Raw genomic sequence first — 14951 nt, 5'->3', positions numbered from 1 at the left:
TGATTCTTATTTTAATGGTAAATAGTAGGTTTTATAAACTCTGTTCACTTTATTGATATATATTTCAAAATTATCCGGTTCTTTTCCAGTACGCATTTTTTCTGATTGGATGCAAAAATCTAATGATTGAAATATTGCAAGCATATTTTGTTCTTCTATTCTCATCAGAAATTCCTCGATCAATTGATTTCTATTTTGCTCCTCATTTATCCGGTTGTATAATTTTTCAAGTTTTGATAAGTCAGCTCCTGATTTATTAAATTCAGAGGTATAATAGGCTTTATTTCTTTCCAGCCTGATCCATTCCATATCAAGCATAGAATGAAGCCTATGAATTAAATCATTCCATCCCAGCTCAGTCATGTTATTTGAAGCTTCCAATAACATTATTATTTATTGGTTGGTTTAAAAGCTTTTCTATAATGCTTTTTAAGAAGTTCCTCTACATCAGATAATCGGTAGTAGATTTTAGCTCCGATCTGCGAGAATGAAATCATTCCCGAATCGCGAAAATTTTGCGCAGATCTTTTTGAAATTTTTAAAAGTTGGATAAATTCCTGGTTGTCTAACCAGATTTCTTTAGGCTGTTTTTCCTTTTCTAGTAAGGTAGCCTGGAGAGCATCGATCTTGCCAATTAGCTGTTCAAATGCTTCGGATTCTATAGTTATTACATTCATGATTTTAAATTTTGATTTTACCTATGAAAGGCAAAGCAAAATTGCGCACATGAATACCGACCACATATAGAGTCTATAAAGGAGTCTATAAAGGTTTTCTGAAACCCTTGGTAAATAAGGGTTACTTAGAGCGTTTTTGCTCCCACTCCTTGAATTTTTCAGATAAACGATCAAGGAAATGATTGTATCCTTCTTTTCTTCCTTTAGTTTGCGATAGCTTTTTTTCAGGATCTTTTAGCTTAATATGGAAAACAGATTCAAAAAATTCAATTGCTTCAGTGCGGATAGATTCACCCTTTTCATTCACTATTCTTTTCGACTGTGTTAGAGCTGTAATTAATTCTATAAGGTCAATCTCAGGTCCTTTCCATGTTAATTGTTTTGTCGGTCCTGGTACAAGGGAAGCATCCATTGAAGCTATCTTTGCTTGTATAAGCTTCGTTAAGTAATCATGCAATTCTGGCCTGATCCTATTTATCCGCTCAGGATTGTTCTCAATCAACTTTTCAATGTCGTAGAGCCACTGCTTTTTATCAGATACAAAACTTATTTGGTAATCGATAAATTTTGGGATTTGGCTGTTTGTAAGTTCGGAAAATTTTGAGAGTAAGGCTTTGCAGTATATGAGCATGGAAAAGGAGCCATCAAAAGTAAAATCCGCGCTATCATAATATTTTGCGGTAACATCATAATCTGAATAATTCTCAGTCTCATGGTTTTTAATAGGATGTTCTTTAAAAGTTTGGTCTCTTACCATACTTTGATGGTGGATTGAGTTTCGATTTTCGTTCATAAATTATTTAAATTATCAATGCTTTCATTTTAATTAATAATCATCCCATAATATATTTTATTAACTACGAAGATTTTCCCCGATTTTTTTCCAAAATAATATAATTGGATATTGTTTCATTTTGACCTTAAGTACATTCAATGCGGGCATAATTTCAATATAGTCATACATGTGTTTTGCTAATACCACGATGAGAGTATTAACAGTAAAAAGCGCCATTTCTTTTTGTTGTATAAAAGTTTTGTTCTGCTGAATTTGAATAACACTAAGTCGACTGGCATGTGCATAATTACAAAGAAATTTGTATTGGTTTCTAAAATAAATTTCATTAATACCTGCACGGGTTGCTAAATCTACCCAACCCAGTGTTAATCGCCATTCACCATTTAAAGCCTTTTTTTGCACCTTGGGCCCTAAAGATTGAAAAATACCATTAATTAAAAGTTTATTCCTTATAAGTTCAATTTGTTTAGCTTCATCCTCTTTTAGTTGCTTATGATGGTCAACTTTTGCGGGCATATTAGCTCTTTCTAGATATCCAGCCAGGTCCCAACATAAATATCGAAAATCTTGGAGCGAATGATTGTTTTCAGCAATGAAGATATAATTTAAAGCTAAATATGTTTCCAATGCAGCCCTTGTTAATATTATTATTGATCCAAAATCAACTTTAGGTTCGAACAAATTATTTTCAATACCTAATTGGTAACCGTTCAATAAATATCGAGCTGTCAAAATATGGTTTATAATTTTTTGGCTTAAGCCTTCAGCATAATAAAGCATATGTGAACTTTCGGGTATTAATGCTCCTTGCATCAAATTCCCAATCTCCACTGAGGCATTTATTATCACATCTAAGTCAAATTGTGGGTTGTGTTCTATTCCCTTAGATAGAATTTCGATAATTTCCCTCAATATGTATTCAGAACAAGCATCTGTCTTATTTTGAAAACCATGTTCAAAAAGTAGTTCCCCGTTTGCAGAAACATATCTAACAAAATTTTGTGTTTCACTTATAATGAGCAGGAGGCCGGAGCCTTTTTTATTATCTGACCATTCAAGCCAGTGATCAATGAGGTGTGGAGCATTATTCAAATGAGTCTTTATATCTTCAATTGATATAGTTTCGGAAAAAATATAATATAAAGATTCAGCTAATAATTGTGATGCTGATTTTTGTTCTAATTTGACATTTAAAGGCAACAAGCATATTTTCTCAATGCAAACATCTTTATCCATTTTGGCGATATTATATATGAAATTTCAAATCTGAAGGTAAACAGATTAATTTTACTAATACACTGAACATATTAATTATACTTCTAACTTTTGCTTTTATAAATAGGCGAATCATGATAATTCCATTGAAAGAACATGATTATTGTTTTGTAAGTTATTTATTATTTGAATAAGTCTCAATTGGAATTAATTCTTCATTAGCTTTTTCTCTTGCAACATTTAAATCTTCCGTCGCGCTTTCATCATATTTCTTTATATACATAAGGTATCCTGTCTCTACTTCCGTTTCTAAGCGATCAAAACAAATGAACCGAATATCTGTCGCCAGTTTAATTTTTTCGCACGCAATTAAAGGATCTATATTTCTATGTTCTAAATTATAAAGTAAAATATTGAAACTAATTAGCATATCATGTGGAAACAAGCTTTGTCGTGGTCCAACTATAAAAGCTATTTTTGGACAACAAAAAAATAGATCATAAGCAACTTGATTTAATCCTCCGCGGCAGCATGATAACATAACTACACAGTTTGGATTCATGCATGCTGAACCACAAAGTTCAATTCCGAAATCAAACCAGGAAGAATCAATAGTTCCTGAATCATTTCCGAATCCTTCAGCACTGCCATGTGAACTTAAATAGATGTAGTCAAACTCAACTCCTTGGTTAAGGATTGAATATAGCTCTTCATTATTTTTTGGACAATGGTCATGAACTTCCAATCCATATAATTGAGCCTGTGACTTAATATTATCACATTCTTGTTTCTCGTCAGATAGCCCACAGGCTCTCAATAGTAATATACTTTTCATTTATCTATAAATTTTATTCTTTTTATGCCTTTTAATTGTACACTCTTTGTTTTCAAAGATACGGAATATTCCATTATTTAAGTATGTATACAACAACCAGTTATCAACTATTTGAATACTAAATCAATATAATTTAAAACACCAACTACATACTTTCAAAGCGCTTTAAATCTAAATTAAGATGTATCAATTTGAATTAATTGATTTTTATGCGTCAATTCACATTAATTTGCTTTGATTTAATGTAAATTCATATAAATATACTCTCTAATTTTGTATTATGGGAAGCATAGAAAAAATCGATCCGTATACTGGCGAAGCATTTATTGCCTTACGATCAAATCAAGTTTTCGCAAATGGTGAAAACAGAATTCGATTCAATAATGAAAAAGCGAAGGAAATTCGTATAGAAAAATCGTTTGTAGACAAACCATTGCATAAAAACTTACTAATCCTGACAGAATTGATGGAAGGCAAACTGGAATCAATCTTCCATGAGCAATTTCTTAATGGGAAAGGATATTCTTTAAACGTTATGACTCATTATGAAGAATATGAAGGAAAAAGTTGTCGGGCAATCTATAATTATCTTATAATGAGAATTGATTCTGAAAATATTAAAATTGTAAAAAAATGATAGACATAACATCAGCAATAGACAACTTCAACTTAGTTCCGCAAATTTCTACTGAAATTGCCCCAGCTCCACCGAAATCATCTAAATGGCTAATAATCGTAATTATCTTAATTCTTTTAGGAATTGGTCTCGTTTGGTATTTCAATATTCGCAACGAGCCGGAGAGGGATTGATTTTTTAAGATTTCATTAATTACTTTAGGGGTAAATGAAGTTATTTTGATATTTTTCGAAAATATTCTCTAATACTATTAGCATTATAAGCTTCTTGCTTATTCAAGTTTTTACTAATCCGTTGTAATTTGTTGATATCGAACAATGCAACACAAAACAAAGGGGTTTTCATTTTTAAATACAAATCCTGATATTTATATAAAATTTTAATACGTGTCCACAATTCTTCATAATTGATAAACAAAGCCAAAAAATAAAGGAAAGGTAATATCAGCATTGTCATTATAAGTGGTAACAAGAAAGAATATATGTTATTAATTGAAGCTAGCACATTAAATTCTATAACGGATTTTATAATGATTATTATAAATATGATTAGTCCAAAAAAAGAAGACAAAGATTTGATTTTCTCTCCCAATTGTTTTTGATTCGGATTACTTTCCGTTACTACAGGAATGATAAACATAATTAGTAAAATCGGGAAGAGCATTAATTCAACAATTAAGTTAAAAGTATATAAATTGACAATATATTCAATGACGATTGTTAATTTAAAAGTTTCAATAAATGCTTTCTTAAAAAATCCTGTATTCTTTGCATTGTTTATAGTAAAGAACAAAAGGAGGGCTACGCTAATAAACCAAAATATGGTATCTTTTAATAGTGTGATATCCCAAAGATGAAACATACCAAATAAGTAAATTAGTGATATAGTATAAATTGAAAACAACAGGAATACTGGTAGTATTCTGGATTTTAAGAATGTTAATATAAGTTGTTTTAATAAAGACCTAAAGCTTTTACTATATAACCCTATCAATAAACCGATTGCAATCCAAATGATTAATGAAAGCTCTCTTGTGGAAAATATTTGACTCAATGAATAGGCCATTGTTAATTAAAAACCTCCATAGCTTTATCCAATTCTGAATTTACAATTTTCGCATAAACCATAGTTTCTCTAATCTGAGCATGTCCCATCAATTTAGAAACTTTATCGATACTTACGCCCAATCGCAAAGCTCTGGTTGCCCACGTATGCCTGCTAGTATGAAAACTTATGTTTTTATTTATTTTAGCTTTTTCTGCTATTACCTTTAAATTCTTATTGATATATGCATTTGCACCGGAAATAACTCTATCTAAACTCTCTCGATCCTTTAAATCAAGATTTTGGTCAAGGATTGGGAAAATGTAAGAATTGGGATCAACCTTTGGTTCTTTGTTTTTATTGATGATTTCCATGGCCTTGTTTGGTAATTTAATTTGTAATTGTTCTGAGGTTTTTTTAATAGTCAATAAAAGGTGTGTACCATCAAAATTTTTCCATTTCAATTGTAAAACGTCAGAAACACGGAGACCTCCAGCATAAGATGCAAAAACAAACATATCCCTGTGCAAAGCCATACGGGTTCCTTCATTTAATGCCAGGTTTTCAATTTTTGAGAGTTCATCTTCGGTTAAGAATATTTTATCTGTCTTTTCCTGTTTAAGTTGATATTTGAGAAATGGATTTTGATTGTGCTCAATTAAATCCTGCCTGTAAGCATCATTGAACATTTTCCTTAAAAATTTGAAATCCTTGTGAACCGTATTTGTTTTATTTTCTAATCTCGTCCGGCAATCCTTTTCATATCTCATTAAAAACTGGACATCTATATCCTGAAGATTTAATATCTTGTTTCCCAAAAAGTCCTCTACCTTGTTCAAAATAGATTTACTCTTGTGGTAAGTCCCGATTTGCCCCGCTTCATGGTAAACCTTGCAAACATTTTCTCCAAACTCAAAAAAATTGATCGGCTTTTTGCCGTAAATCTTATCCTTCAATTGCTTTTCAGAGAGGGAATTAGGCTTAGTATCAGATTCAAAAATAGAATCAATGATCTCCGAGCGTTTTGAAGCCAAATAGGCATTAAAACGGGCGCTGTTCTTTTCACCTTTCTTAATTTGGCTCTTACCTTCATCCCAAAATTTCGGATCAATCATGATCCCTGTAGCCACTTTTGTTAGTTTTCTATTATTAATTATGAAAAAAGCTATGGGAGCTTTCCCTTTTTTGTTAATCTTGTCTTTCCTTAGAACTGTTGAAACTGACGGCATAATTGAGTTTTAAGACGCAAAGATATAAAAAGTGGGGGAAACAAAGGGGGAAACATTTGATTCATTTTCGTTCTTTATTATACTTTATATTGCTTTATGAGAAAATATAAAATCAATATTTATAGGCATTACAGAGCAAATTGCAGAAAAAGATAGCAATAGATACAATCCCAGCGGGATCACCAACTAATGAAAAAACCCTTGCAGATCGATGATTTGTGAGGGTTTTTTAGTTTTAGGGGAAACATTTGGCATTTTCTAGTCTAAATATACTTTCAAACTTTTATTACGAATTGTTTTTCCAATAAATAAAATTAATCTAATCCAACTGCAACATCACATATCAATTGACCCTCCTTGTCTTTTTCATCTTTGACTCACAATTCTTTTATTAGTCTATTTTGTTATAATTGATTATATAAAAAGGGTTAATCTTCATTTTTCATTTCCTCGACAGTAATGCCCTTTATTGTCAATTTATACAAAACCATTTGAGGTAGATTTTTTCCAATTGAAATCCTTGCCTCGTTCGTGGATTGAATATTTGAAGTAATATACCGTCTGTGTTCAGCCGTGATAGCAACGGTATCACCCGGCAAAATGTTCGTATATTTATTCGCGTACCAATAGGTGCCGCCATCGGGTTGCCTGATATCTATTGACAAAACATCAAGACTTGTATTTACAAACCGAAAATCATGATGTACCATTTTTCCAACCGGTATTTGACCAAAATCATAATAAAGCGAATCAAGCCATTTGATGGCAATAGAATCGACTTGTTCTTCAACCACAATTCCTTTCATAATTAGTTTCCATTTACTGTCCCAGGTATTTAGGCAAACATTTCCAATTTTGATGAATTGACCTTCACCAGATGGAGAATATTCACATCGAATGTAAGATGTATCACCGGGCATAACCTTTGAATTTGCAACTCTCCAAATTCCACCACCACCACCGCCCTGCACATTCAGTGAAAGAACGTCATTTCCTTCATTCACAAAATAAAAATCATGAATATATATTTTTTTGGAAATCAGACCACAATCGTATGTTATAAAGGTTTCATTTCTCGTTGAGTCCAGCCATTTAATTTTTACAACTCTTCCTTCGATTGAAAGTTTTTGATCTCCGGGATAATTTTCAAAATAAACATGAATTGATTTGTAAAAACACCGTGAAGGACTGGCAGGTGAAAATTCCATTTTAACCCATCCTGTATCATTAGATTGAATAATTTCCTGCTTCCAACCTCTCGCAATCGGTTCACTTCCACCTAACACATTTGAGATCGCTATAGCATGATTTGACCGATTGATGAAATTAAAATAGTGAGTTACCGGTGATCCGATCAAAATATCTCCAAAATCAAAAACCGGAGAGTCGATCCATTCAATTTCAGGTAATTCAGCATATTCAAAAATGTTTAAGTAGAATGGATCTTCATTTAAACCTTGAGTTAAAACTGTATTGCCTGAAAAATAAACAGGAATTTTTTGAGGGAAATCAATAAAATAAACTTCAACCTGTTTCCGAAAATTACCTTCTAGATGTGGATTGTAATGAATTTCGATCCAGCCTCTTTCACCCGGTTGAATTTCTCCTGTGATCCAATTTCGAGGGCCGTTAAACCAAACGTTTTTAATTTCAAATGGACTGGCTCCACAATTCAAAAAATAAAATTTATGCGAGATCGGTATTCCGGACTGAACATCCCCAAAATCATATCCATCCATGTCATCCCATTTTATTTTTGGAATATCCCCATCTTTCTCTTTTTGAGGATTTGATTTTTCAAGTTGTTTTCCTCGAAAAATAATATTAATGTGGTAATATTCATTCTGGTATTTAATCGAAACTCTTCCAGCTTTATTAAAGTTACCGGGCATCGCATGTGAATGAAAGGTATATATAAAATGTCCTGTTTCACCGGATTGTAAAATTCTGTTGTTACTTACCCATTCTGGAGAAATAAATCCTTCTCCCCAATACATTTGGCCAATTTCAATTGGATCAGAAGAAATATTTTTCATATAAAAATTCATTTTGAATGATTTTCCAAATGGAACTTCTCCAATCTGATAATCATAATAAATGATTTTAGGGAATGCGTGATTATCTTCAGCTCTGCTAAATTTCCATGCTTCAGAACTATCAACCGAAATTTCAATATTCGGTTGAGCATATGCATTTATAACCCGGATAAAATAAAAGAATAAAAGCGGCAAGAATTTCATTTGTGTGTTTTAAGGATTTTGGCAAAAATTATACCGAACTACCGATCCTTTTCCTAAATTTACATTCATGAAACACTCCATGAAAAGCTTATACTTCATTTTACTATTTTGCATGACTCGTGGTTACGGGCAGGCTCCAGAAATTGAATGGCAAAAAACGATCGGGGGAAGCGGATATGACTGGTTAAAGTGTTCTCAAATTACATTCGATGGTGGAATTATACTCGCCGGAAATTCGTCTTCAGGAATATCGGGAGATAAAACTGAGGACACTATTGGCGGCTGGGATGTTTGGGTAATAAAACTTGATTCTAATTATAATATCGAGTGGCAAAATACAATTGGAGGTGATCAAGGTGAAGGCATTGAGGGTTTGCAACAAACTATTGACGGAGGATATATTTTGGGTTGCATTTCCAATTCTGATATTTCAGGTGATAAAACAGAAAATCATTTAGGAGGTGCCGATTCTTTGGGGAATTATTATGATTATTGGGTTGTAAAACTTGATTCCAATGGCAATATTGAGTGGGAAAATACAATAGGTGGGTGGGAGGATGATTTTCTGTATTCAATTTCTCAAACGGATGATCATGGTTTCATCGTAGGCGGTCATTCTGAATCATATGTTTCAGGTGATAAAACGGAGTCTTCCATTTCAGGTGCTCCAGATTATTGGGTGATTAAATTAGATAGTGTTGGAAATATTATTTGGCAAAATAATATTGGCGGAACAAGTCTGGATTATTTATGCTCAACAAAACAAACAGCAGATGGGGGTTATATTTTAGGTGGATATTCGGCCTCCGGAATTTCCGGGGATAAAACAGAAGCCAGTTTAGGGTCATATGATCTCTGGATAATTAAACTGGATTCATCAGGGAACATTGAATGGCAAAATACTATTGGTGGCTCAAACTGGGATTATTTAACGTCGATTGAATTAACTAATGGAAATGGATATGTAATTAGTGCCCACTCCTATTCTGGAATTTCCGGTGATAAAACTGAAGAGAATTTTGGTTTTGAAGATTATTGGGTAGTGAAATTAGATTCATTAGGAAATATCGAATGGCAAAATACCATTGGAGGAAGTAAGAGGGATAATTTAAAATCAATTCAAAATACCAGCGATGGGGGATTTATTTTGGGTGGTTATTCAAATTCTGGTATAACAGGTGATAAAATAGAAAATAATTATACGGGCGCTGATATTTATGGTAATAATTATTATGATTATTGGATAATAAAATTAGATTCAACGGGTCTTATCGAATGGCAAAATACACTTGGAGGAAGTGAGAGTGATTTAGGCTGGTTTGCTCAGCAAACACCTGAAGGCAATTATTTAATTAGTGGCTGGTCTTATTCCGGAGCATCAGTAGATAAAACAGAAGAAGGTATTGGAGATAGAGATTTTTGGATAATTAAACTTTTCCCTGACTGTACATTTAATACAGAAATATGTAATGATATTGATGATGATTGCAATGGATTTATAGATGATGCTCTTCCTATATTTACAATGTATGCTGATAATGATAACGACACCTTCGGGAATTCAGATTTTGATACTTTAACATGTTATGCCACTGCACCGGGTTACTCCAGTGATAGCACTGACTGCAATGATGCTAATTTTTTAATTAATCCGGGTGCAAATGAATTCTGCAATCATTTGGATGATAATTGTAATATACTGATCGATGATGATTTACCTCAATTTATTCTTTATTATGATCAAGACGGAGATCATTTTGGAAATGTATTAATTGATACTTCAACATGTTTTTTCGATTTGGCTAATTATCAATCTGACAGCACGGATTGTGATGATACCAATCCTTTAATTTATCCAGGTGCTCCTGAAATACTGGACGGGCTGGATAATAATTGCAATCAAATTGTGGATGAAGGAGTTGGATTAGATGGGATAAAAAACGAAAATGCTATTTCCATTTACCCAAATCCTGCAAATGATAAAATAATCCTTTCAATTAATACCCAATTCAATATAAATTCTTCATCAAACATTACAATATGCGATTTATCAGGGAAAAATATTTTGCAAATGATAATTAAATCAGGTGAAACTGAAATTGATGTTTCGGAATTTATTAATGGATTTTATTTTGTAAAAGTAGTTATTGATGGAAGTAAATTTATGCATAAATTGATTGTTGAATGAAATATTTACTCATTAATATTATATCTATAGTAAGTTACATGAACTTGAGTTTTTCACAAATAAAAACTGCTGGTGAAGTAGATAGGCCTGACTGCATTGAATTTATTGATACTACATACGGATTTGTTACTGATTCTTTGAAGCATAATTTAGGTGATTTAACCGCAACGTTTGAATATGACCTTATTAAATATTTTAAATATACTGCGCTAGATACTGTTTGGATAGAAAGTACATGGACCACTGATCCACATATTATTTGCGAATATCCAAGAGGTGTACTTATCAATGAGGCAATCTATTCATTCAAAGCTTGCTTCGCTTTAAAATATACTGGACACTTTTATAAAACAATGGGGTTTATATTATCCAATGGCAAAAAAATAACGTTTACATTTCAAGGTAATGTTATATCAAATAATGAAATACCTTAGTCGAATACTTACTATATTTATAGAATATAATACTATACTTTTATACAATGGAAATCTTTAAATTTTCAAAGGTAAATCTGCATTTAAATGAGAATTTAATAAACACTTCTTTTGGTTCACTAGCAAGGAAAACTTTCACCACAACATTCAACAATCAATCTCAACTATTCTCCACCGTCACCCGCATTAAGTTTTTCGGATCGTATTTAACAGTAATTGTACTACCCGGCTGAAATTTCGATACCGACTGTGTTGCAATTACCCCTTTTACCTCTGCAAAAAATGGTGCTTTTAGGCCTGGATAAACTTCAACAAATAACATAACCATCGGGTTGTCGCCATTCACTTTTATATTCAGGTCGTAATAACCGACAACTTTTGCTTCTGCAGAAATGCCTGACAATAAAATTTCTTTATTTTCTTTATCGATCTGCACAAGAATTTGGTTTAAGTCGTCTTCATATTCATTTTGGGTATAATTTACACCTCCTGATATACCGAAGGATTCTATTGCAATTTTTTGTTCGTTTTGTGGATCCACCCGCAGCGTCACCATTTGCCCGGGGCGCACATCAGCTACTTGCAGTCTGGAAATAACCATTTTTGTTTTTGTCTGATATGTCTTCCCGTATTTATCCGAAACTTCCACCAACATTCCTATCTGTGGATCGTTATTTATGGTGACACCTGTGTCCCATACTTCCAAAATTTTCCCATTGCGTTGCTCTCCAGTTTTTAAAATACGGTTTGCGGTGATCGTGGGTCGTATAAAAAACCAATAAATAAGAAAAAATATGGATACAATAATACCTCCAACAATGTAGCCTTCGAAAGGATCAGCCATGATGCCCACGATCAACCCTATTAGTCCACCGATTCCCCCGATGATCAATCCGATCCATCCAATTGTGCTCATTTTCATAATAAACGATTTTACCGGAAAGTTAAATAAATTGGCGGAATCAACAATATAACTTGCCCATTCAATAGCAACAATATTTGTAGATCATTGAAATATGTATTGTTGGATAAATTCTAAATCTTTAAATATTATGGCGAAAGTTACAAGGCGGTTTTCGTATCTGCGTCTATTGAATTATTATAGAGATAATTACACAATTATTGATCAAATTACCTCAATAATTTCCTTTCAAAAACACTGCATCACGATCCACTTGCCATTCTCAATTCGTTCAAAAAAAATATAATTATATGCAGGATATCCATTCCTTGAATGGTAAAATGCAATACTGTAAGATAGTCCGAAATTATCTTTTCCCGTGAGCTGTATGTAATATTTATCAGAATTTGTTGAGACGTATGCATTATCGATCCTGATCTTACTTTGGACCGCATTTTTTCCTTTACCCGATGTCCAGGTAAGGTATCCATGCTCAAGTTGAAATGAATTATCCCCATCCGTAAAATCTGCAGTCTCAAGAGCTTTCTTCAATGCAACATCAGGTGCAGGGTCGCCTGCAGTATATGGAATCTCCACTATTAAGTTTCTTGTACATTCAGAGTGCAATATCAGAGAAGCCGGATTACTGGTATAATTTTTAAATATCACTTCAGATTGTTGAAGATATAATGGATCACCCATTGAATCAAGCTGTAAATAATAAAGATCGGGTGAGTATCGGTTATCTTTTTTAAGATCGATCTGTATCAGGTTATTTTCCAGTTTAGTGACCTTTTTAATGTCGATAATTTCAGGCTGCGAAAGAATAGTTACGGGATCTGTGAAAGTCATTTTATCGAGGTCTATCACAAATTTCCCTCGTGTAAAAGAATCGATGGAATACAACTCCAGATCCCCTCCTTTCTTGAGTTCAATTGTTTCACATTCATATAATGGATCCAATGTATAAACCTGAGCAATACATTTTGCACACATCAAATAAAATCCAAAAAAATATACGATCATTTTCATAGACCTAAAAATAATTCTTTATTTCCACTTTGTATTTCTGTGAAACAGTCCTTCATTAATTCCAAAATTTTTGAGCAAATAAATAGCTTTACCTTACAACATATCTGTCAAGTTATAGATTGACTATTAAACTAATTGATTCCCAATTTTAACACATTAAACAAATAGGTCTGAACCCCTATTCCATGCATTTTTTTCAAATAAAAACTTATCTTTAGTTTAAATAATCAGCACAATGAAACCGCACCACACCCTCCTGCTTGCATTTTTATTTATTGGATTCTCGAATTCCATTAGATCTCAAAGTGTATCCACCCAAAGTCTTTTTGTAGCTCCAACCCTACCGATAACAGTAAATTTCTCGGGATTTCCGGGTAATACCAACGATTGGGTTGCGATTGCACCGGTTGGATTTGCAGATGATAAATCGTCGTACTGGTATTATACCGGTGGTGGAAGCAGCGGAACAGTACCATTTCCGGGATTGCCTGAGGGTAAATATGAGGTGAGGGGTTATTTTAAGAATGAATATGTTGTTCGTTGTAGATATCAATTTACGGTGGGATATGCATCTGCTGCCGATAAAATGAAAGCCGAAACAGAAAAAACAAAGTATGCAGCGAATGAAAAAATAAATGTGAATTATTCTAATTTCCCGGGCAATGGAAACGACTGGATCGCAATTGCACCTGTTGGTTTTAAAGATGATCAATCATCATATTGGTTTTATACGGAAGGTAAAAAATCGGGAACCATGCCTTTTCCGGGATTACCTGAGGGCACTTATGAAGTGCGCTCTTATATGAAAAACGAATATGTAGTGCAGTCGAGATATACATTTACTGTAGGAGCAGCTACAGGCACCGGTACCAGCACAACTACCACAACAACTACTACCGTGACAGGAACACCTTCCACTTTATGCAGAAGAGAACTCAGCACATTTTACGCGGGCGTTGGAGGATTGGGTTCAGCGTGGGCGAGAGCGGCGCATGAACCCACAATAGTTCCTGCGGGTTCTATTGCGGCAATGCAAGCGGTAATTAAAAATGCTAAGACTGCTTTAGAAGTTGTTAAATGTGTTCCCTATGATGTTGCTAAAATTGATGCACTCATTGCAAAACTTCCTTCTCTTACAAATGCACAATGTGTTGCAGAAATAGAATTTGTTATTAAAGATATTCAGGCAGCAGTGGAAAAAGTCACCCTGAATTGTGGCAATGGATCAACCTTAATGTCGCTTTATGTTCTCGGAATTCATATTGGTGCGGCACAAGCACATGCAAATTCACGCATGTGTCAGCCGGCTCCCATGCCTGCAGCACTACAAACCGTTATTTTTAATCATCTGCAAACAGCACAAACTGCCTTTGCCGATTTTTTAGGTTGTGTTCCTGGATTTCCTTTGAGTTCTATAACTGATGTTCCATTAAATTCTGCAATTTCCATTGAACCGGAAATGGTGATAGTGGGATTACATACGAATATATTGTGGAATATTGCATTGACTGATTGTTGTTGTTCTTGTAAGTAAGATGGTGAGTGGTGAATAGCGAGTGGTGAGTCTGTAACATTGAAACATTTGAATCCAATTTTATGAAAGTTAATTAATATAACTTTGATTAATAAATCTATTTAAGAAAATTTTCGGATTGAATTAATAGTAATCGTTCGCATGAAACTTCGCTACCTTTTTCTTGATAAAAAGGTAGCACCAAAAATC

Annotated in this window: 15 protein-coding genes; 5 read left to right on the top strand and 10 right to left on the bottom strand. The window is 33.3% G+C overall.

Annotated features, from left to right (window positions below):
• Positions 1-6: 6 nt before the first annotated feature.
• The 5 genes from IPI31_09175 to IPI31_09155 form a co-directional block, all read right to left on the bottom strand.
• Complete coding sequence (locus tag IPI31_09175; GenBank protein ID MBK7567984.1) at positions 7-387, bottom strand: hypothetical protein; 381 nt, start codon at positions 385-387, stop codon at positions 7-9.
• A 2-nt stretch (positions 388-389) separates the two neighbouring features.
• Entirely contained in the window at positions 390-677 is a 288-nt protein-coding gene (locus IPI31_09170; protein ID MBK7567983.1) for a helix-turn-helix domain-containing protein, read from the bottom strand.
• Between the two features lie 121 nt (positions 678-798).
• A complete protein-coding gene (locus IPI31_09165) occupies positions 799-1470 on the bottom strand; it encodes an RteC domain-containing protein (protein MBK7567982.1) in 672 nt (223 codons plus the stop codon).
• A 60-nt stretch (positions 1471-1530) separates the two neighbouring features.
• Positions 1531-2709 (bottom strand): hypothetical protein, encoded by a 1179-nt coding sequence (locus IPI31_09160; protein MBK7567981.1) that lies wholly within the window; start codon positions 2707-2709, stop codon positions 1531-1533.
• 154 nt (positions 2710-2863) lie between these two features.
• A complete protein-coding gene (locus IPI31_09155; GenBank protein ID MBK7567980.1) occupies positions 2864-3523 on the bottom strand; it encodes a hypothetical protein in 660 nt (219 codons plus the stop codon).
• Positions 3524-3803: 280 nt separating this feature from the next.
• Here IPI31_09155 and IPI31_09150 point away from each other — a divergent pair, with 280 nt between their 5' ends.
• Positions 3804-4160, top strand: a complete 357-nt coding sequence (locus IPI31_09150; GenBank protein ID MBK7567979.1) for a hypothetical protein — start codon at positions 3804-3806, stop codon at positions 4158-4160.
• On the top strand, positions 4157-4333 hold the full coding sequence (locus IPI31_09145; GenBank protein MBK7567978.1) for a hypothetical protein: 177 nt from the start codon (positions 4157-4159) through the stop codon (positions 4331-4333). Before IPI31_09150 ends, IPI31_09145 begins: the two co-directional genes overlap by 4 nt.
• 40 nt (positions 4334-4373) lie before the next feature.
• Here the strand turns inward: IPI31_09145 and IPI31_09140 are convergent, their stop codons facing one another.
• The 3 genes from IPI31_09140 to IPI31_09130 form a co-directional block, all read right to left on the bottom strand.
• On the bottom strand, positions 4374-5021 hold the full coding sequence (locus IPI31_09140) for a hypothetical protein (protein MBK7567977.1): 648 nt from the start codon (positions 5019-5021) through the stop codon (positions 4374-4376).
• 206 nt (positions 5022-5227) lie between these two features.
• Positions 5228-6433 (bottom strand): site-specific integrase, encoded by a 1206-nt coding sequence (locus IPI31_09135; GenBank protein MBK7567976.1) that lies wholly within the window; start codon positions 6431-6433, stop codon positions 5228-5230.
• 428 nt (positions 6434-6861) lie between these two features.
• Positions 6862-8673 carry a DUF1573 domain-containing protein gene (locus IPI31_09130; protein MBK7567975.1) on the bottom strand — a complete coding sequence of 604 codons (1812 nt, stop codon included), beginning with the start codon at positions 8671-8673 and terminating at the stop codon, positions 6862-6864.
• 112 nt (positions 8674-8785) lie between these two features.
• On the opposite strand from IPI31_09130, the gene IPI31_09125 reads away from it, so the two are divergent.
• Positions 8786-10861 (top strand): T9SS type A sorting domain-containing protein, encoded by a 2076-nt coding sequence (locus tag IPI31_09125; GenBank protein ID MBK7567974.1) that lies wholly within the window; start codon positions 8786-8788, stop codon positions 10859-10861.
• Complete coding sequence (locus tag IPI31_09120; GenBank protein MBK7567973.1) at positions 10858-11295, top strand: hypothetical protein; 438 nt, start codon at positions 10858-10860, stop codon at positions 11293-11295. Before IPI31_09125 ends, IPI31_09120 begins: the two co-directional genes overlap by 4 nt.
• A 160-nt stretch (positions 11296-11455) precedes the next feature.
• Here the strand turns inward: IPI31_09120 and IPI31_09115 are convergent, their stop codons facing one another.
• On the bottom strand, positions 11456-12217 hold the full coding sequence (locus IPI31_09115; protein MBK7567972.1) for a hypothetical protein: 762 nt from the start codon (positions 12215-12217) through the stop codon (positions 11456-11458).
• A gap of 228 nt (positions 12218-12445) precedes the next feature.
• The gene (locus IPI31_09110) at positions 12446-13228 is read right to left on the bottom strand and encodes a hypothetical protein (GenBank protein ID MBK7567971.1); all 783 of its coding nucleotides are present in this window, start codon (positions 13226-13228) and stop codon (positions 12446-12448) included.
• 235 nt (positions 13229-13463) lie between these two features.
• Here IPI31_09110 and IPI31_09105 point away from each other — a divergent pair, with 235 nt between their 5' ends.
• Positions 13464-14762 (top strand): hypothetical protein, encoded by a 1299-nt coding sequence (locus tag IPI31_09105; GenBank protein MBK7567970.1) that lies wholly within the window; start codon positions 13464-13466, stop codon positions 14760-14762.
• Positions 14763-14951 lie beyond the last annotated feature (189 nt).

The organism is Bacteroidota bacterium, assembly GCA_016706865.1.
Classification (GTDB): domain Bacteria; phylum Bacteroidota; class Bacteroidia; order Chitinophagales; family BACL12; genus UBA7236.
The sequence above is the reverse complement of the archived record's forward strand: the minus strand, read 5'-3'. Positions and strand labels throughout refer to the sequence as shown.